The 17,519-nt window shown below is 71.4% G+C and carries 18 protein-coding genes; 5 read left to right on the top strand and 13 right to left on the bottom strand.

Annotated features, from left to right (window positions below):
• Window positions 1-83: 83 nt before the first annotated feature.
• Window positions 84-692: a hypothetical protein gene (locus ACZ4LX_RS29055; RefSeq protein WP_467649837.1), complete on the bottom strand. Its 609-nt coding sequence runs from the start codon at window positions 690-692 to the stop codon at window positions 84-86.
• A gap of 313 nt (window positions 693-1,005) precedes the next feature.
• Here ACZ4LX_RS29055 and ACZ4LX_RS29050 point away from each other — a divergent pair, with 313 nt between their 5' ends.
• Entirely contained in the window at window positions 1,006-1,665 is a 660-nt protein-coding gene (locus tag ACZ4LX_RS29050; RefSeq protein WP_467649838.1) for a class F sortase, read from the top strand.
• A 52-nt stretch (window positions 1,666-1,717) separates the two neighbouring features.
• Here ACZ4LX_RS29050 and ACZ4LX_RS29045 read toward each other — a convergent pair whose 3' ends face one another.
• Window positions 1,718-2,566, bottom strand: coding sequence for a polysaccharide deacetylase family protein (locus ACZ4LX_RS29045; protein ID WP_467649839.1), 849 nt, complete (start codon window positions 2,564-2,566; stop codon window positions 1,718-1,720).
• Between the two features lie 188 nt (window positions 2,567-2,754).
• On the opposite strand from ACZ4LX_RS29045, the gene ACZ4LX_RS29040 reads away from it, so the two are divergent.
• Entirely contained in the window at window positions 2,755-3,216 is a 462-nt protein-coding gene (locus ACZ4LX_RS29040) for a universal stress protein (protein WP_467649840.1), read from the top strand.
• A gap of 168 nt (window positions 3,217-3,384) precedes the next feature.
• Complete coding sequence (locus tag ACZ4LX_RS29035; RefSeq protein ID WP_467649841.1) at window positions 3,385-3,897, top strand: sigma-70 family RNA polymerase sigma factor; 513 nt, start codon at window positions 3,385-3,387, stop codon at window positions 3,895-3,897.
• 125 nt (window positions 3,898-4,022) lie between these two features.
• Here ACZ4LX_RS29035 and ACZ4LX_RS29030 read toward each other — a convergent pair whose 3' ends face one another.
• Window positions 4,023-4,220 (bottom strand): zf-HC2 domain-containing protein, encoded by a 198-nt coding sequence (locus tag ACZ4LX_RS29030; protein WP_467649842.1) that lies wholly within the window; start codon window positions 4,218-4,220, stop codon window positions 4,023-4,025.
• A 160-nt stretch (window positions 4,221-4,380) separates the two neighbouring features.
• Between ACZ4LX_RS29030 and ACZ4LX_RS29025 the strand changes: the two genes are divergently transcribed.
• The gene (locus tag ACZ4LX_RS29025) at window positions 4,381-4,890 is read left to right on the top strand and encodes a hypothetical protein (RefSeq protein WP_467649843.1); all 510 of its coding nucleotides are present in this window, start codon (window positions 4,381-4,383) and stop codon (window positions 4,888-4,890) included.
• A 37-nt stretch (window positions 4,891-4,927) separates the two neighbouring features.
• Here the strand turns inward: ACZ4LX_RS29025 and ACZ4LX_RS29020 are convergent, their stop codons facing one another.
• From ACZ4LX_RS29020 to ACZ4LX_RS28975, 10 genes are all read right to left on the bottom strand, one after another.
• Window positions 4,928-6,118, bottom strand: a complete 1,191-nt coding sequence (locus ACZ4LX_RS29020; RefSeq protein WP_467649844.1) for a sensor histidine kinase — start codon at window positions 6,116-6,118, stop codon at window positions 4,928-4,930.
• Window positions 6,115-7,596, bottom strand: a complete 1,482-nt coding sequence (locus ACZ4LX_RS29015; protein ID WP_467649845.1) for a sodium/solute symporter — start codon at window positions 7,594-7,596, stop codon at window positions 6,115-6,117. The genes ACZ4LX_RS29020 and ACZ4LX_RS29015 overlap by 4 nt, the downstream gene beginning before the upstream one ends.
• The gene (locus ACZ4LX_RS29010) at window positions 7,593-7,955 is read right to left on the bottom strand and encodes a hypothetical protein (protein WP_467649846.1); all 363 of its coding nucleotides are present in this window, start codon (window positions 7,953-7,955) and stop codon (window positions 7,593-7,595) included. Before ACZ4LX_RS29010 ends, ACZ4LX_RS29015 begins: the two co-directional genes overlap by 4 nt.
• A gap of 62 nt (window positions 7,956-8,017) precedes the next feature.
• A complete protein-coding gene (locus ACZ4LX_RS29005) occupies window positions 8,018-8,770 on the bottom strand; it encodes a LytR/AlgR family response regulator transcription factor (protein ID WP_467649847.1) in 753 nt (250 codons plus the stop codon).
• 165 nt (window positions 8,771-8,935) lie between these two features.
• A complete protein-coding gene (locus tag ACZ4LX_RS29000; RefSeq protein WP_467649848.1) occupies window positions 8,936-9,796 on the bottom strand; it encodes an Fpg/Nei family DNA glycosylase in 861 nt (286 codons plus the stop codon).
• Between the two features lie 33 nt (window positions 9,797-9,829).
• Window positions 9,830-10,687: an amidohydrolase family protein gene (locus ACZ4LX_RS28995; protein WP_467649849.1), complete on the bottom strand. Its 858-nt coding sequence runs from the start codon at window positions 10,685-10,687 to the stop codon at window positions 9,830-9,832.
• Window position 10,688: 1 nt separating this feature from the next.
• Window positions 10,689-11,000 carry an L-rhamnose mutarotase gene (locus ACZ4LX_RS28990; protein ID WP_467649850.1) on the bottom strand — a complete coding sequence of 104 codons (312 nt, stop codon included), beginning with the start codon at window positions 10,998-11,000 and terminating at the stop codon, window positions 10,689-10,691.
• 1 nt (window position 11,001) lies between these two features.
• Complete coding sequence (locus ACZ4LX_RS28985) at window positions 11,002-11,985, bottom strand: aldo/keto reductase (protein WP_467649890.1); 984 nt, start codon at window positions 11,983-11,985, stop codon at window positions 11,002-11,004.
• 140 nt (window positions 11,986-12,125) lie between these two features.
• Window positions 12,126-13,559 carry a wax ester/triacylglycerol synthase family O-acyltransferase gene (locus tag ACZ4LX_RS28980; RefSeq protein WP_467649851.1) on the bottom strand — a complete coding sequence of 478 codons (1,434 nt, stop codon included), beginning with the start codon at window positions 13,557-13,559 and terminating at the stop codon, window positions 12,126-12,128.
• A 160-nt stretch (window positions 13,560-13,719) separates the two neighbouring features.
• Window positions 13,720-15,786 carry a SpoIIE family protein phosphatase gene (locus tag ACZ4LX_RS28975; protein ID WP_467649852.1) on the bottom strand — a complete coding sequence of 689 codons (2,067 nt, stop codon included), beginning with the start codon at window positions 15,784-15,786 and terminating at the stop codon, window positions 13,720-13,722.
• Between the two features lie 284 nt (window positions 15,787-16,070).
• On the opposite strand from ACZ4LX_RS28975, the gene ACZ4LX_RS28970 reads away from it, so the two are divergent.
• The gene (locus ACZ4LX_RS28970) at window positions 16,071-17,438 is read left to right on the top strand and encodes an FAD-dependent oxidoreductase (RefSeq protein WP_467649853.1); all 1,368 of its coding nucleotides are present in this window, start codon (window positions 16,071-16,073) and stop codon (window positions 17,436-17,438) included.
• The last annotated feature ends 81 nt before the right edge of the window (window positions 17,439-17,519 follow it).

The following is a 17,519-nucleotide window of genomic DNA, read 5'->3' as shown; positions in this document are numbered from 1 at the left end:
CCGGTGGAACGAAAGTCGCCCCGGGTCCTCTTGGAGGACTCGGGGCGACTTCGGTTATCGGGCCGGCGGGTGCGTCTCTACGGTCAGATCGCCCCATGGCTCATCCTCCGGCGGCGCATGATGTACATGCCTCCGCCGAGAGCCGCCGAAGCGACGAGGCCCGCACCGACACCCATCTCCGCCGGACCGGCTGCCATCGAGCCGCCGAAGCCGCCCTGAGCGCCCCGGCTGTTGAGCACGGTGAAGCGGTGGCCGGCCGTGCGGTCGGTGCCGTCGCAGCGCACCGTCAGGTTGTAGGTACCGGGCGTCGCCTCGTTGAAGATCCTGACCCTGGCGTGGCCGACCCGGCCGGCCGAGAGCCGCGTGGTGCGGAACGCGTCGGACGAGACGCTGCCGCCCCGGCCGCAGCCCTCGGCGCTGACATGCATGGCCGCGCCCTGGTGTACGCGCTCGGGGTCGACGGTCACGTTGTTCGGACCGTTGTTGCGGCCGTTCCCGTTTCCGTTCCCGTTGCCTTGGCCGTTCCCGTTTCCGTCTCCGTTGTCCCAGTTGCCCGGGTCGTTCCAGTCGTTCTGGCTGTTGCCGTTGTTCTGGCCGTTCCCGACGTCTCCGCCGGCCGCGGCCATCGGGGCACCGAGCCCGAGGGCGGCGACGGCGGTCGCGGCGACAACGAGGGCGCGTGTAGCACGCATCGTTCCAACCTCCTGCGGGAAGCGCCCCGGGGCTCTTTGCACCGGGAAGGATCGACGAGAACGCCTCCCATGACGAACCCTCACCAGTTCCTTGATCCACCGCATTTCGGCGCTGCTCCACCCCGGTGATCCGACACACCGTGCGGATACCCATGAGCCTCATGGACCCGCAGGTCACAGAGCGTCAGAACTTTTATCCGGCCACTACTCCGATATGAATCCCGCTCCCCGGCCGCCACCCGTTCGCCCTTCCCTGAATGCCGCGCGGCCGACCCGCGCCTAGCGTTCCCTTCGTCGCGACGAAGGGAGAACCATGGGCCGGGAAGACTGGCGCCCCGAAAGGATCAGACACTCGCCGTGGGGCGCACTCGCGCTGGCGATGCTCACCGGTCTCGCGCTGATGCGGAACGGCGCGGACCTCACTCCGGGCCCGCCGCAGCCGGTCGCAGCCACCTCGGTGGGCACCCAGAAAGTCGTCCCGGGCGCCCCGGTGGCCGGACCGGCGGTGAAGCCACTCGCGTACGCGCCGGTCGCACGCGTGGCCATTCCCTCGATCGGGGTCGACGCACCGGTCGTCGATGTGAACCTCGACGAGAACGGCTGGATCGAGACACCTCCCCCGCAGGACCCGAACCTGGCCGGCTGGTACCAGAACGGCATCGCACCGGGGCAGACCGGCACCTCCGTGATCGTCGGTCACGTGGACAACCAGGCGGGCCCCGCCGTCTTCTACGGGCTGGGATCGCTGAAGAAGGGCAACCGCGTCGAGGTCGCCCGCAGTGACGGCCGGGTCGCGGTGTTCGAGGTCTACGGCGTCGAGGTCTTCGCCAAGAACGACTTCCCCGGCGCCCGGGTGTACGGCGACACGGGACAGGCGGAGCTTCGGGTCATCACCTGCGGCGGCGGATACACCAGGGCCAACGGCTACGACGGCAACGTGGTCGCCTTCGCCCGCCTGACAGAGACCCGCTGACGCCGGGCCGCCGAGGCCGGCCCTCGGCCCCGGCGGCAGCCGTCGCCCGCCCTCAGCGGCGCCGCGGCACGGTGATCCGGTACCCGTCGTCCAGCAGTTCCGGCAGATAGCGGCGCAGCGCGGCGACGCTCTGCGAACGGTTGCCGCCCGCGTCGTGCGAGAGCACCACGACCCCGGGCCCGGCCCCCTCCCTAACCCGCCCGACGATGCTGTCGGTTCCCGGTACGGTCCAGTCCAGGGTGTCCACCGTCCAGGCCATCGGTTCCATGCCCATCGCGGCCCCGATCTCGAACGAGTTCCGGTTCCAGGCCCCGTAGGGCGCCCGGTACCAGAGCGGCGGAGCGCCGGTGATCTTCTCGATCACCTCGCTGGTACGGCCCAGCTCATCGGTGATGCCGGCCCGGGAGAGCCCGGTGACCAGCGGGTGGGTCCACGAGTGGTTGCCGATGACGTGCCCCTCGTCCGCCATCCTGCGTACCAGGTCCTCGTTGTCATGGGCCATCTCCCCACAGAGGAAGAACATGGCCCGTACGTCATGCTTGCGCAGTGTGCGCAGGATGTGCGGCGTGTGGAGCGGATCCGGTCCGTCATCGAAGCTCAGCACCATGGCCCGGCCGATATCCGGCAGTTCCTCGAAGGGCCGGGTGCGCACCGGTGGCGCCGCCGGACGGTAGGAGGGCGGGTTGTGCGCGGTCATGGGTCTCAGCCGGTAGGCGAGCGGCCGGGCCTCCGGGGCGGCCGCCCGCGAACCGGCTGCGGCTGCCGGTGGCGGGGCGGGAGGCCGGACCGGGGTACCGGCGGAGTCCGCCGCGACCAGGCGCACGGCGGTGGCGGCGCCCAGTCCGGCGGCCAGCCTCAGCAGCGTTCTGCGTACAGGCGACATCGGTGACATCAGCGACATCGGCGAAATCTGATTACTTTTCATGACCAACTGCTCGCATGACCGCTCTGCCACCCTTCTCAACGACACCGATGATCGGAGATATTGCACCCCGATGGAGGGAGCGCGTCCACGCGTCCGGCAGCAGCGCGCCGGGCACCCGCCGGCCCGGACCGGGGCCCCGCCCGCGAGCCGATAGCCTCACTGCCGTGACAGACCAGCAGCCCCACCAGTTCGAACGTGGCACGGACGGCCCAAAGGTGATCGTCGCGGGCCTCGACGGTTCCGATTCCTCGATGCGCGCAGCGGCGTACGCGGCGGGTCTCGCCCGTCGGCAACGGGCCATGCTCGCCCTCGTCTACGTCCAGCCCGTGCTGGCGGCGGGTGCCGCCCTGGGCGCTCCGGTCGGCGACGCGACCGGAGAAGTCGCGGAGGGGCTGGTGAACGAGATCCGGGCGTCGACGGAGCGGATGAAGGACATATGGGATGTGCGCTGGGAGTTCCACACCTTCCGTGGTGATCCGTACAACGGGCTGGTGACGGCGGCGGACGAACTCAAGGCGGACGCCGTCGTGGTGGGCGCGTCCGAGTCGGCGGGGCACCGGTTCATCGGCTCGGTGGCGGTCCGTCTGGTGAAGGCCGGGCGCTGGCCGGTCACCGTGGTCCCGTAGCGCCCTCGCCCTTTCCCCCGCCGCCCGACCGTTCACCGCACCATTCGCCGCTCTGTGCGACCGCTCGTCGCACAGGGCCGCGTTTGTCCTGTTCCCCGGGGCGTGAATGCGTTCGTATACGCCAGTCGGCAACGAGGCGGCACGGACCGCGGGGAAGGGGCGTTCACCATGACCACGACGACCGATGAGCGGGCACTCGCGGATCTTCAGCGTGAACACGGACCCGCCCTGTTCCACTTCCTGCTCGGCCTGACGTTCGGTGACCGGCAGCGGGCCGAGGATCTCCTTCAGGAGACGCTGGTGCGCGCCTGGCAGCACCCGGAGGCGTTCGACGGCCCGTACGAGTCGATGCGGCCCTGGCTTTTCACGGTCGGACGCCGGCTGGCCATCGACGCTCGCAGGTCGCGGCTGGCCCGGCCGACAGAGGTCAGCGACGCGGTCCTGGAAAGCGCCCCGGCTCCGGGGGACACCGCGGAGTCGGCGGTAGCCGCGCTCGATGTGCGGCAGGCGGTACGCACCCTGAGCGCCGAGCACCGGGCCGTGCTTGTGCAGATCTACTTCCGGGGGCTGAGCGTGGGTGAGACCGCCGAGGTACTCGGGATACCCGCCGGCACGGTGAAGTCCCGCTCCTACTACGCGCTGCGCCTGCTCTCCCGCAATCTTTCCGGCTACCGGAACTGATCGCCGTGTACCGGGACCGGGCCCGGTGACGGCAGCGGCTCCGAGCGGTGCGGTGAGCGGCGGTGAGACAGAGGGTTCCGCCGCTCGACGTACCCGGCGGAGGGGGCGGGGAGCGGCAGCGGGAGTCAGTCCAGCAGGTCCTCCTCGCTGAGCAGCGGCAGCAGGGCCGCAGCCTCCGCGACCGCCACGTATTCGGCGGCGCAGCGGTCGCAGCACTGGAGATGGCGGGCGACGGTGTGCGCCTCCGCGGCGCCGAGCGCGTCCAGGACGTAGGCACCGAGCAGTTGCCGCATGTGCGGTCCCTCCTCCGGGTCGGCGGTCATCGCATCCTCATGTCTGTGACGGATCAGGTCCGACGGATCCTGCCCTTCTGGCCACGCGGGGCGCGCTCCCCCGGTTCAATGCTGCGTGTGGGGCCGGTCGGGCCCCCGTCCGCCGGGCAGCTCCCGGCCCGGCCCCGAGAACGGAAGGAGGCGAGACGGGATGTGTCCGGAACGTCACGACGGATCCCACGGAGGCGGTCTGCTGGTCCCGATGGCCTGGATGTACGCGGAGTACATCGCCGACGAACTGCTGCGGACCGGCGACCTGATGGAGCCGGCGACCCTGGAGTACCGGGCGGGGCGTGATGCGCTCGCCCTGACCGTGTTTCTCTCCGACGCAGCGGTGGCCGAGGCGCTGCCCGCCACTCGGGTGGACGAGCTGCGGCTGCTGACGGCGTACGGGACGCCGTGGCGCCGCTGGGTGTGCGAGCGGCTCGGCGCGCTGGAGACGGCGCCCGGCGGCACGGGCCCGGACCTGGCGCTGGCACGGGCTGCCTGGCGGTGGCTGGAGGAGACCGAGCTGCTGGCCGCCGACCTCGACGCGCTCGGCCCGCTGCCGTGGGAGTCCGCCGGCCCGGATGAGCCGGACGGGCAGGACGGCGTCCAGGTGTGGACGCCTGCCTGGCAGCTGGGTCTGCCGCTGGGGCATCTGGCGATCCACCTGTACTGAGTCCGCGCCGGGGCCGCGCCGAATCCACCCAAGGCGCTCAGGAACCGTGCACCCCGGCACGGTACTTCGGCAGTCGCACGGTGATGCGCATACCGGCGCCGATGCCGGTCTCGATGACGAGCCCGTACTCGTCCCCGTACACCTGGCGCAGCCGTTCGTCGACGTTGAGCAGTCCGATGCCGGTCGACTTACCGCCTTCACCGCGCAGGATGTGACGCAGGCGTCCGGGGTCCATTCCGGTGCCGTCGTCCTCGATGACGACCTCGGCCTCGGAGCCGGCGTCCAGTGCGCTGATGGTGATGCGGCTGGAGGTGACGGCTCCTTCGAGTCCGTGTTTGACGGCGTTCTCCACCAGGGGCTGGAGGCAGAGGAACGGCAGGGCGACGGGCAGGACCTCCGGGGCGACCTGGAGGGTGACCGAGAGGCGTTCACCGAACCGGGCCCGGACGAGAGCCAGGTACTGGTCGATGGAGTGCAGTTCGTCGGCGAGGGTGGTGAAGTCACCGTGGCTGCGGAACGAGTAGCGGGTGAAGTCGGCGAACTCCAGCAGGAGCTCGCGGGCCTGCTCGGGGTCGGTACGGACGAACGAGGCGATGGCGGCCAGCGAGTTGAAGATGAAGTGCGGGGAGATCTGCGCGCGCAGGGCTCGGATCTCGGCCTCGATGAGCTGGGTGCGTGAGCGGTCGAGCTCGGCGAGTTCCAGTTGTACGCAGACCCAGCGGGCGACCTCGCCCGCCGCCCTGGCCAGGACTGCGGATTCGCGCGGGGCGTAGGCGATCAGGGTGCCCAGGACCCGGTGGTCGACGGTGAGCGGCACGGCGACGGCCCAGCGCAGCGGGCAGTCCAGGTCCTCGCACTCGCTGCGGAAGGCGGTCCCGCGTCCACTGGCGAGGAGGTCCTCCACTTGCTCCATGACGTGCCGGCCGTGGTGGTCGCCCTCGCCGTCCCAGACCAGGACCCGGTCCCGGTCGGTGAGACACAGGGCGTCGGTTCCGAGCAGTGAGCGCAGCCGGCGGGCCGATCTGCGGGCGCTCTCCTCGGTCAGTCCGGCGCGCAGCGGGGGCGCGGCGAGCGATGCGGTGTGCAGGGTCTCGAACGTGGCGTGCTCGACGGGTGTGCCGACGTCGCTGGTGCGGACGGGGCGCGCGGTGCGCCGGCCGGTCAGCAGGCCGCCGGCGAACAGCAGCAGGGCGAGGAGCACGACGGCGGCGTATCCGGCTCCGGTCACCGGTGCCTCCCGGTGGTCAGCGCCTCGGGCAGGTGGAACCGGGTCATCGCGGCATTGGTTCCGGAGGGTATCCGGCCCGGGGTGGCGAGCGAGACCAGAATCATGGCGAGGAAGCCGACGGGCACGGACCAGACGGCGGGCCAGGCGAGCAGGGCGTGCGGCCAGCCGGGTGGGCGCACCGCCCCGCTGACGGTGATGGCGACGGAGAGCAGCGCGGAACCGCCGCCCAGGACCAGTCCCGCCACGGCGCCGGGCGGGGTGAGCCGGCGCCACCAGATGCCGAGGACCAGCAGCGGGCAGAAGGAGGACGCCGACACGGCGAACGCCATCCCCACCGAGTCGGCGACCGGTACCCGGCTGACCAGCAGTGAACCGGCCAGCGGGACGGAGATGGCGAGGACGGTGGCCAGCCGGAAGTGCCGTACCCCGCGCGAGAGGAGGACGTCCTGGGTGATGACGCCGGCGACCGCCATGGTCAGTCCGGAGGCGGTCGACAGGAACGCGGCGAAGGCGCCGCCCGCGATGAGCGCGCCGAGCAGATCGCCGCCGAGACCGCCGATGACCCGGCCGGGCAGCAGCAGCACGGCGGCGTCCGCGTCGCCGCCCCCGATGAGCTCGGGCGCGTACAGCCTGCCGAGGGCTCCGTAGACGGGCGGCAGCAGGTAGAAGACACCGATCAGGGCGAGGACGGCGACGGTGGTGCGGCGGGCGTCGCGGCCGTTGGGGCTGGTGTAGAAGCGGACAACGACGTGCGGCAGGCCCATGGTGCCGAGGAAGGTGGCGACGATGAGCCCGTAGGTGGCGTACAGGGGATGGTCGGCGCGGAAGACGGAGAGCTGTTCGTCGAACGTGACGCGGGGCCGTCCGTCGCCCTGCCAGGCGAGCACCAGGAAGAGGGCGGGGACGAGGAGTGCGGTGAGTTTGAGCCAGTACTGGAAGACCTGGACGAAGGTGATGGAGCGCATCCCGCCCGCGGCGACGGCGAGGACGACCACGGAGGCGACGAGGACGTCGCCGAGCCAGCCGGGCGCCCCGGTGAGGATCTTGAGGGTGAGTCCGGCGCCCTGGAGCTGCGGAACGAGGTAGAGCCAGCCGGCGCCGACGACGAGCACGCTGACGAGTCTGCGCACCTGCCGGGATTCGAGCCGCCCCTCGGCGAAGTCGGGCAGGGTGTACGCCCCCGAGCGGCGCAGCGGGGCCGCGACGAAGACCAGCAGCACCAGATACCCGGCGGTGTAGCCGACCGGGTACCAGAGCATGTCGGGTCCGTGGACGAGCACCAGGCCCGCGATGCCGAGGAAGGACGCGGCGGAGAGGTATTCGCCACTGATCGCGGCCGCGTTGAGGCGGGGCCGGACGGTGCGCGAGGCGACGTAGAAGTCGGAGGTGGTCCGGGAGATGCGCAGCCCGAACCCGCCGACGAGGACGGTGGCGAGGACTACGGCGGCGACGGCCGCCACCGCGTACGTGCGGCTCACGGTGCGGGGCGGCCTTCCACGAGCCGGGCGAAGTCGTGCTCGTTGCGTTCGGCCCGGCGCACGTACCACCAGGCGAGCAGCGTCAGCGGAGGGTAGGCGGCGAAGCCGAGGACGGCCCAGACGACGGCGGAGCTGTGCAGGGCCTCGAAGACCAGCGGCAGGGTGCCGACCACGACGGCCAGGGCGGCGAAGGCGGTGAGTCCCGCGCGCAGCTGGCTCCGCATCAGCGAGCGGACGTAGGCGCCGCCCAGCGCGGTCTGTTCGTCGATCTCCGACTGGGTGCGGTAACGCGGCAGCGGACGCACCCGGCGGGGCTCCCCCGTCACCACTTCACGCCGGGGCGTTGGCTCTGCGGACATGGGGCCGGAGTGTACGCAGCACCCGCCCCCGCTGGGAAGGGTCCGGCACGGGTAGGCGCTGGTCAGCGGCCGGTCCCGCGCATCAGCAGATCACGCAGCGCTCGGGTGTGGCGACGGCTGACGGCGAGTTCCGCGGCACCGATGCGCACGCTCATGCTGCCCGCGTCGAGCCGCAGTTCATCGATCCGGCCGAGCGCCACGAGATGGCGGCGATGGATGCGGACGAATCCGCGGGAGCGCCAGCGCTCCTCCAGGGTGGTCAGGGGGACGCGGACGAGGTGGCTGCCGGTGGCGGTGTGCAGACGGGCGTAGTCGCCCTGGGCCTCGGCGTAGGCGATGTCGTCGACCGGGATGAAACGGATGACGCCGCCCAGTTCCACGGGGATCTGGTCGGTCGCGGTGTCGTGGGCGGGTGCCGAGCGCTCACCGACCTGTTCGGCGACGCGGCGCACGGCTTCGGCGAGACGTTCCCGCCGTACGGGTTTGAGTACGTAGTCGACTGCCTTGAGGTCGAAGGCGTGCACGGCGAAGCCCTCGTGGGCGGTGACGAAGACGATGAGCGGGGGCGCGGCGAACCCGGCCAGCAACTGGGCGACATCGAGCCCGGTGAGGCCCGCCATATGGATGTCGAGGAAGACGACGTCGATGGCGGCGGGGTCGTCGGGACCGGCCTCGACGGCACTGCCGATGCGCCGCAGCGCCTCGGTGGCTCCGGTGGCTCCCTCGGCGCTGCGGATCCGGGGATCGGCGCGCAGGAGGTACAGCAGTTCCTCCAGGGCGGGTTCTTCGTCGTCGACGGCGAGTACGCGGAGCATGGCGGGAGTTTAGGGGGTGTGGGGCGGAGTGAGGGGGTGCCGGTACGAGTGATTCACGGGCTGTTTCCGTACCGGACGGCAGGCGCCCCGGCAATGCCGTCGTCACGGCTCACCGCGGGCGGGCACGGGAGGGGTGCGGCACCGAGAGGTGCGGGGCCGAGGGCCCTACTTGAGGAGCTTGGAGAGCCTGCGGTCGGCCAGCGGCTTGCCGCCCGTCTGGCAGGTCGGGCAGTACTGGAGCGAGGAGTCGCTGAAGGACACCTCGCGGATGGTGTCCCCGCAGACCGGGCAGGGCTGACCGGTACGCCCGTGGACCCGCATGCCGCTCTTCTTCTCGGCCTTGAGCCGTCCTGCCGCCAGTCCGCTGGAGCGGGTGACCGCGTCGTCCAGCGTGGTGCGCAGCGCGGCGTGGAGCCGGGTGATCTCGTCCTCGGTGAGGTGCGCGGTGAGCTTGAACGGTGACATCTTCGCGACGTGCAGGATCTCGTCGCTGTAGGCGTTGCCGATGCCGGCGATGAGGGACTGGTCGCGCAGGGCGCCCTTGATCTGGCGTCGTTCCCCGTCGAGCAGAGCGGCGAACGCGTCGCGGTCGAAGGACGGGTCGAGCGGGTCGGGTCCCAGCCGCGCCACCCCGGGGATCTCGGCCGGGTCGTGGACCAGATGGACGGCGAGGCGTTTGGTGGTCCCGGCCTCGGTGAGGTCGAAGCCGTCGCCGCCGGTGAGGACGGTACGCAGAGCCAGGGGGCCGTTGCCGGGGCGCGGAGGGGTGGCGGGGAAACTGTCCTTCCAGCGGAGCCAGCCGGCGCGGGCGAGGTGGGTGACCAGGTGCAGCGGACCGACGGCGATGTCGAGGAACTTGCCGTGCCGCCGGACGCCGGTGACCGTACCGCCGTGCAGGGCGGTGAGCGGCGGGTCGTACGTCTTCAGGACGCTGATGGCGAGGGGCAGCACGCGGTCGATCTCCCTGCCGACCAGGTGGTCGTCGAGGAAGACCCGCAGGGCTTCGACTTCCGGCAGTTCGGGCATGGTTCCACCCTGCCGCAGCTGTCGCTCCGGCGCCTACCGGAGGCCGTACACGCGCTCGGCGGTGGTGGCCAGGACGGCGTCCCGCTCCTCTTCGGTGAGGTGGTCCAGGAGCGCGAGCGCGGTCTCGACGACCTCGGTGTACGTCGCCGCGAGCCGGCACACCGGCCAGTCCGAGCCGAACATCAGCCGGCCGGGGCCGAAGGCGTCGAGCACGGTGTCGGCGTACGGGCGCAGGTCGTTGACGGTCCAGTCGTGCGGGTCCGCCTCGGTGACCAGGCCGGAGAGCTTGCACACGGTGTTGGGGAGAGCGGCGAGCGCGCTCAGGTCGTCGGCCCAGGGCCGCGTCGCCCCGGCGGCGATCGGCGGTTTGCCTGCGTGGTCGAGTACGAAGGTGAGGTGCGGAAGCAGCTCGGCGGCCCGGACGGCGGCGGGCAGCTGGTGGGGCTGGACCACCAGGTCGTAGACGAGTCCCGCGTCGGCCACTGCGGACAGTCCGCGCTGGACGTCGGCGCGCAGCAGCCATCGTGGGTCGGGTTCGCCCTGCACCTGGTGGCGGAGCGAGACGAGCCGGTCACCGCCGGGCAGGCCGCGCAGGGCGTCGAGGGTGCCGGCGATGTCCGGAGCGGTGAGATCGGCCCAGCCGACGACGCCGGCGACCAGCTCGCTGCCGTCGGCGAGCGCGAGGAACTCGGGGGTCTCCTCCGGGACGGTGACGGTCTGGACGAGCACGGTCGCGCACACACCGTTGGCGCGGGCCTCCGGCTCCAGGTCGGCGAGGGTGAAGTCGCGTCGCAGGGGAGCCAGTTCCTCGCCGGTGATCCAGTCCTGGTCGCGTACCGAGAGGTCCCACACATGGTGGTGGGCGTCGACGACGCGAGGGCGGCCGGTCATCTCACAGCTCCCAGGCGACCGGCAGGCCCGCTTCGGCGCCGTCCGAGGAGTAGTCGTGGGCGACGTCGAGGAGTCCGTCCATCCTGGCCTGCCAGGCGACGTTGACGGGGAGCTGTTCCAGTTCGGCGAGGAGCCGGGCGTAGTCGTCGCACTCGATGACATGGAAGAGATCGGTACCACTGCGCCAGATCGTCCAGGAGGTGGCTCCCGCCGCCCGGATGGCACGGGTGAGCTCGGCCGGGACCTCACGGTGCGCGGCCTCGTACTCGGTGATGCGGTCCGCTCGGACCTTGGTGTGCAGGGCGATACGCATGTCAGTGTCCGTTCTCGGTCAGCAGGCCCTCGGAGCGCAGGTCGTCCCAGAGGGCGTCGGGGATCTCCCGCCGGAGCAGCGCGGCGGCGTCGCGCACCTCGTCGGGGGAGCGCGTGCCCACGAGTACGCCGGCGACCGCCGGGTGGGCGAGGGGGTAGTGCAGGGCGGCGGCGCGCAGCGGGACACCGTGGCCCTCGGCGACGGCCTTCAGGCGCAGCGCCCGGTCCAGAAGGTTCAGTGGCGCGGCGGCGTAGTCGTACGTGGCGCCGGGGCGCGGGTCCGCGAGGAGACCGGAGTTGAAGACGCCGCCGACGACGACGCTGGTGCCGCGGGCGGTGGCGGCGGGCAGCAGATCCGTCAGGGCGGACTGGTCGAGGAGGGTGTAGCGGCCCGCGCAGAGCACCACGTCGACATCGGTCTCGACGACGAAGCGGGTGAGCATCGCCGTCTGGTTCATGCCGGCGCCGATGGCCCCGATCATCCCTTCGGCCCGCAGCTTCTCCAGCTCCGGGTAGGCCTCGCCGAAGGCGGCTTCCGCGTGGTCGTCGGGGTCGTGGAGGTAGGCGATGTCGATGCGGTCGAGCCCGAGACGTTCCAGGCTGTCCTCGATGCCGCGGCGGACACCGGCGGCACTGAAGTCCCATCGCCTGCGGTGCGTGGCGCGGACGGCGAAGCCCTCGGAGAGTGAGTCGGACGCGGCGGCACCGCCCCCGGGCAGCGGGTCGAGCACCCGGCCGACCTTGGTGGACAGCACGTAGGCATCGCGTGGCCGGCTGCGCAGGGACTCGCCGAGCCGTCGTTCGGAGAGACCGAGCCCGTAGTGCGGCGCGGTGTCGAAGTAGCGGACGCCCTCGTCCCAGGCCGCGTCGACGGCGGCCGCGGCCTGCTCGGGCTCGACGGCGCTGAAGAGATTGCCGATGGCAGCCGCCCCGAAGGACAGCTCGGTGACCTCGACCGCGCTGTGTCCCAGCCTGTTGCGCCGCATGTGTCCGCCGCCCTCCCCGAAGATCGCTTTCTGCACATAGCGAATATTCATCGGATCACTTGGGCGAGTCAACACCTCGGGGACGATCCATTGGCGGCAAATTCAGGGAATCTGTCCGATCTATAGCGCCGAGCGCGCGATCAGCCTTCGGGCAGCAGTGCGATCAGACCGGCCACTTCCTCCTCCGCGCAGCGCCCCAGCCGCTCCAGATCCGGCAGCGCCTTGCCGTCCGCCACCAGCCCGATCTGCACCGCGGAGCCGTACGTGGTCAGCGCCACGGCCAGGGCCTGGCCGCGGGCCAGCGGCGCCATCGGGTAGAGCGCGCGCAGCGGGCAGCCGCCGAGCGAGAGGGCCGAGCGCGGCAACGGCACGCTGGTGACCAGCACATCGAAGAGCATCCGGGCGGCGTTCCCGGCAAGCGGCGCACCGAAGCGGTGCGCCAGCGACGGCAGTTGGTCGGCGAGCACGGCGACCGCACCGGCCCCGCGCAGCGGCCCGGCCAGCTTGTTGCGGTCCATGGCGACGCGGACGGCCCGCAGCCGCCCCCAAGGATCGGGGTCGGAGACGGGGAGCCCCAGCAGGTAGGCGGACAGCCGGTTCCCGGTGGCCGCCGCCGCACCGCCCGGACGGCGTCTGGAGACGGGGACCAGGGCGCGCGGATCGTCGCCGGGCAGCGGCTCCCCGCGCTCCAGCATCCAGCTGCGCAGCGCCCCCGCCACGACCGCGAGCAGCACGTCGTTGCTGGTGCCGCCCGCCGCCCGGCGGATCCGCTGCACCGCTGCGAGGTCGAGGTCGGCCGTGACGAGGCGCCGGGTGCCGGAGGAGCTGGCGCTGAGGGCCGGAGCACCGCGCAGGTCGAGACGGCTGGCGCGTACCAGCGAGGCGCCGACACCGAAGGCGCGGCCGAGATTCTCGATCCGCCCCAGGGCGAGGCCGGCGACCTGGCGGGGTCCGGGCATCCGGGAGCGCGGCGCGAAGGGACGGCCCCCTGCGGCCGCCGCTCCTGGCCGGGCCCGGCCCGCGGCCGAAGCCGAGGCAGAGACGGAGGCTGGGGCGGATACGGATGCGGATGCGATCTGGTCGAAGATCCCGGCCCCGATCGCGACCGCGCGCATCCCGTCGGCGAGCGCGTGGTGGAGCTTGACGAGTACGGCGAAGGGGAGGCCCGGTGCGCCGCCGATGACATACATCTGCCAGGGCGGCAGCCCTCTGCGCAGCGGCTGCTCCATGAGCTCACCCGCGAGCCTGGTGGCCGCCGCCATGAATCCGGCCTCACCCGCACCGGCGGCCTCCGGCTCGGGCAGCCGCACCCGTTTGACGTGCTGGTGGACGTCGAACTCCTTGTCCACCGACCAGGCCGCACCCCCGACCGGCAGGAGTACGTCGCGCACCCTCATCCGCAGCCGGGGGATGGCGGCGGCGCGGGTGCCGAGCAGTTCGAGGAGACCGTCGGGACCGGGGGCCGGACCGTCTCCGGGAGAGAAGACGGCGAGCGCACCGAGGTGCATGGGGTGCGCATCGGACTCGAGGTGCCAGAAGGCCAGATCGAGAGGCGCCAGTAGCTCAGTACCCAACGGATCCTCATGTCATCGAAGGTGAAATGTCATGGAAGAGGAAGGCTGACGAAGTCGCAGTCAATCTCCCGCAGTCGGTTACGCTCAAGTGCAGACACGTTACGTTCTGTTACTTTTCAGTAATACTCAATCCCCGTAAACGGCCGCGCCTTTCACCGGATCAGCCGCGCGGCGGGATGACGAATTCGCACCAGACGCACTTGCCGGTGCCCCGCGACTCGACACCCCAGGCGTCCGCCAGCCGGTCGACGAGCATCAGCCCCCGGCCCGAGACGCCCGTCTCACCCGCGTCCCGGCGGCGCGGCAGCGCGCTGGAACGGTCCTCGACGTCGACGCGCAGCCGGCGCTCGGGCCCGGTGAGCACCCGGATGGTGACGATCGCGCCGCCGTCGGTGTGCATCAGAGCGTTGGTCATCAGCTCGTCCGCGGCCAGCTCCACCTCGTCGGCCCGCCCCTTCGCACCCCAGGCCCGCACCGCCGCACGGATCATGTGCCGCGCAGAGCTGAGCGCCTCCGGGTCGTTCTGGCCCACATGCTGCTGGAGCCGGCCGCCGGGCTGCGGGGCAGGGACGGCCCTGCGGCGCAGCAGCAGGACCGCGACATCGTCCTCGCCGCCGCGTTCGTCGACCGATTCACAGAGCCGGTCGGCAAGCCGCTGAAGGTCCCGGGGGCCGTTCCTGATCATGGCGGTGAGCAGCTGCATCCCCTCGTCGAGGTCGGCTCCGGGCAGCTCCACCAGGCCGTCGGTGAACATCACCATGGTCTGCCCCGGGTCGAGCTCCACCGTGCTGACCGGATACTCCAGTCGCCCGAACTCCGCGGAGAGTCCCAGTGGCAGCCCGCCGTCGACGAGCACCCTGCGGCAGCTGCCGTCGGCATCGCGCACCAGCGGGTCCACATGCCCTGCGCGCACCATCTGGACCACACCGGTGGTCAGGTCGGCCTCGGCGTAGGTGCAGGTCGCGAAGCGGTCGGTGTCCAGTTCGCGCAGAAAGACCGAGGCCCGCGCCATGACCGTCGCGGGGCTGTGCCCCTCGGCCGCGTACGCGCGCAGCACGATGCGCAGCTGCCCCATGACGGCGGCAGCGTGTGTGTCGTGGCCCTGCACGTCCCCGATCACGGCACCGACCCTGCCGCCGGGCAGCGGGATGACGTCGTACCAGTCGCCGCCGATGTCCCGGCCGAGCCTCGCCGAGCGATAGCGCACGGCGATCCGCGCACCCGGCACGTCGGGGACACGGCGCGGCAGCATCGCCTGCTGGAGCCCCTCGGCGAGGTCGTGCTCCTGTTCGTACAGCATCGCGCGCTGGAGACTCTGGGCGATAAAGCTGCCGAGGGTGACCAGCAGGTTGCGCTCGTCGCCGGTGAATCCGTTCTTGCCGCTGTAGAGCAGCCCGAGTGCGCCGATGGGGCGCGCCTGGGCGATCAGCGGCAGATAGGCGGCGGAGGTGATGCCGAGATGGCTGATGTGGGGCCACAGGACGGGGTACGAATCGGCGAAGTCCTCGGCGGACTCGATGAAACGGGGGGCGAGCGTGCGCACGACCTCGCTCATCGGGTACTGCTCATCCGTCCGCGTGTACCTGGTACCCGGCACGAAGGAGCCGTCGGGCCCGTCGGCCACCAGGTGGATGCGCCCGGACTCGATCAGCCCCATGACCAGACTGGTCGCCCCCAGGTGGGCCAGCCCCTGGGAGTTCTTGAGCACGTCGATGACGTCCTTGACGGTACGGGCGTGGGCCAGCGCGGCCGTGGTGGCCTCGACCAGACTGGTCCGCCGCCGCCGCTCCTCGTCCAGCTCGCGGCGGGCGGTGGAGTCGGCCAGCTCCTGGGTGGCGTCCCGGACGATCCCGATGATGCGGCGCGGGCGCCCGGTGGAGTCGCGGTGGACGAAGCCCTGGGTGTGCGTCCAGCGCAGGGTGCCGTCGCGCCGCAGGATGCGGAAGTACGCCCCGTAGTCGTTCCGGCCGGATTTGAGCGCCTGGGTCACCATGGCGTCGAGCCGGACACCTTCGTCCGGCGGCACCCGCGCCCCGAGCGTGATCGGCCTGTCGTCGTACTCGTCGGCCCGCAGGTCGAACACGTCGAGGGCCGGCTGGTCCATGTGCATGAGGCCGCTGTCGAGATCCCAGTCGAAGCTGCCCATACGGTTCAGGGCGAGACTGAGGTCCGGGTGGGCGGGCCAGTCGTCCGGGAGTGACAGGGCACCCGCTACCCGATCATCCATGCGCGTCACTCTGCCACCATTTGTCCGATTCTTCGAGTGAGCCGTCCACCAGGTGAACGTGCGATGGAACACATTTACGGGACGTTCGGCCGAGGCGATTCCCCGGGGATTCCGGGAGATCCCATGAGCCGGCAAAAGTGCGGGGCACCGGATATCGCCGCAGAACACCGCCCCGCTCCGAAAGCGGGCAGGTCCAGCGGCTAACGTGTGCGTCGGGCGGAGTAAGTCAAGCCTTACCACGGCCCGCCCTGCCTCTGTTCGTCCGTCCTAAGGAACAGCCCTCCATGACACGCCCCGTCCGCGTAGCCATCGTCGGAGCCGGTCCCGCCGGAATCTACGCAGCGGACGCGCTGCTTAAATCCGATGCCGCCGTCGAGCCGGGCGTCTCCATCGACCTGTTCGAGCGGATGCCCGCCCCCTTCGGCCTGATCCGTTACGGCGTGGCACCGGACCACCCGCGGATCAAGGGCATCGTGCAGGCCCTGCACCAGGTCCTGGACAAGCCGCAGATCCGGCTCTTCGGGAACGTCGACTACCCGAACGACATCGGCCTGGACGAACTGCGCTCCTTCTACGACGCGGTCATCTTCTCCACCGGCGCCGACGCCGACCGCGCGCTCGACATACCCGGCGGCGACCTGGACGGCTCGCACGGCGCCGCCGACTTCGTCTCCTGGTACGACGGACACCCCGACGTCGCGCGCACCTGGCCGCTGGAGGCCGAGAAGGTCGCCGTGCTGGGCGTCGGCAACGTGGCCCTGGACGTCGCCCGCATCCTCGCCAAGACCGCCGACGAGCTGCTGCCGACCGAGATCCCGGCCAACGTCTACGACGGTCTCAAGGCCAACAAGGCGCTGGAGGTCCACGTCTTCGGGCGGCGCGGCCCGGCCCAGGCGAAATTCAGCCCGATGGAGCTGCGGGAGCTGGACCACTCGCCGAACATCGAGGTCATCGTCAACCCCGAGGACATCGACTACGACGCGGGCTCGATCGAGACCAGGCGGGGGAACAAGCAGGCCAACATGGTCGCCTCCACACTGGAGAACTGGGCGATCCGCGATGTCGGCGACCGGCCGCACAAGCTCTTCCTGCACTTCTTCGAGTCCCCGGTGGAGATCCTCGGCGAGGACGGCCAGGTCGTCGGCCTGCGCACCGAGCGCACCGAGCTGGACGGCACCGGCAACGTGAAGGGCACCGGCCGGTTCAACGACTGGGACGTGCAGAGCGTCTACCGCGCGGTCGGCTACTACTCGCAGGAGCTGCCCAAGCTCCCGTTCGACGTGGCGTCCGGCACCGTTCCGCACGCCGCCGGGCGGGTGCTCGCCGGCGGCGAGCCGATGGAGTCGGTGTACGTCACCGGCTGGATCAAGCGCGGCCCGATCGGCCTGATCGGGCACACCAAGGGCGACGCCAACGAGACCGTCGCCTGTCTGCTGGAGGACCACTCCACCGGCCGGCTGCCCGCCCCGGCGCAGCCCGAGCCGGCGGCCGTGACCGAGTTCCTGGAATCCCGTGGCATCCGCTACACCACCCGTGAGGGCTGGTACCGCCTGGACGCCCACGAGCGCGCCCTGGGCGAGGAGCAGGGCCGCGAGCGGGTCAAGGTCGTGGAGCGCGAAGCCATGCTGGACGCCTCGGAGCCCGGCAACTGACACCACGGCGAAGGCCCCGGAACACCCCCGTGCGGGGTGTTCCGGGGCCTTCGCCGTGAACCGGGAACCGGACGGCCCTGT

It is taken from the genome of Streptomyces sp. NPDC026062 (assembly GCF_055568375.1).
This window is presented reverse-complemented; position numbering and strand designations above follow the sequence as displayed.

Excerpts from the sequence above, each read along its gene's own strand:
- ACZ4LX_RS29055 (WP_467649837.1), bottom strand. The coding sequence starts at position 692 with ATGCGTGCTACACGCGCCCTCGTTGTCGCCGCGACCGCCGTCGCCGCC.
- ACZ4LX_RS29050 (WP_467649838.1), top strand. The coding sequence starts at position 1,006 with ATGGGCCGGGAAGACTGGCGCCCCGAAAGGATCAGACACTCGCCGTGG.
- ACZ4LX_RS29045 (WP_467649839.1), bottom strand. The coding sequence starts at position 2,566 with ATGTCGCTGATGTCACCGATGTCGCCTGTACGCAGAACGCTGCTGAGG.
- ACZ4LX_RS29035 (WP_467649841.1), top strand. The coding sequence starts at position 3,385 with ATGACCACGACGACCGATGAGCGGGCACTCGCGGATCTTCAGCGTGAA.
- ACZ4LX_RS29030 (WP_467649842.1), bottom strand. The coding sequence starts at position 4,220 with ATGACCGCCGACCCGGAGGAGGGACCGCACATGCGGCAACTGCTCGGT.
- ACZ4LX_RS29025 (WP_467649843.1), top strand. The coding sequence starts at position 4,381 with ATGTGTCCGGAACGTCACGACGGATCCCACGGAGGCGGTCTGCTGGTC.
- ACZ4LX_RS29010 (WP_467649846.1), bottom strand. The coding sequence starts at position 7,955 with ATGTCCGCAGAGCCAACGCCCCGGCGTGAAGTGGTGACGGGGGAGCCC.
- ACZ4LX_RS29005 (WP_467649847.1), bottom strand. The coding sequence starts at position 8,770 with ATGCTCCGCGTACTCGCCGTCGACGACGAAGAACCCGCCCTGGAGGAA.
- ACZ4LX_RS29000 (WP_467649848.1), bottom strand. The coding sequence starts at position 9,796 with ATGCCCGAACTGCCGGAAGTCGAAGCCCTGCGGGTCTTCCTCGACGAC.
- ACZ4LX_RS28995 (WP_467649849.1), bottom strand. The coding sequence starts at position 10,687 with ATGACCGGCCGCCCTCGCGTCGTCGACGCCCACCACCATGTGTGGGAC.
- ACZ4LX_RS28990 (WP_467649850.1), bottom strand. The coding sequence starts at position 11,000 with ATGCGTATCGCCCTGCACACCAAGGTCCGAGCGGACCGCATCACCGAG.
- ACZ4LX_RS28985 (WP_467649890.1), bottom strand. The coding sequence starts at position 11,985 with ATGCGGCGCAACAGGCTGGGACACAGCGCGGTCGAGGTCACCGAGCTG.
- ACZ4LX_RS28975 (WP_467649852.1), bottom strand. The coding sequence starts at position 15,786 with ATGGATGATCGGGTAGCGGGTGCCCTGTCACTCCCGGACGACTGGCCC.
- ACZ4LX_RS28970 (WP_467649853.1), top strand. The coding sequence starts at position 16,071 with ATGACACGCCCCGTCCGCGTAGCCATCGTCGGAGCCGGTCCCGCCGGA.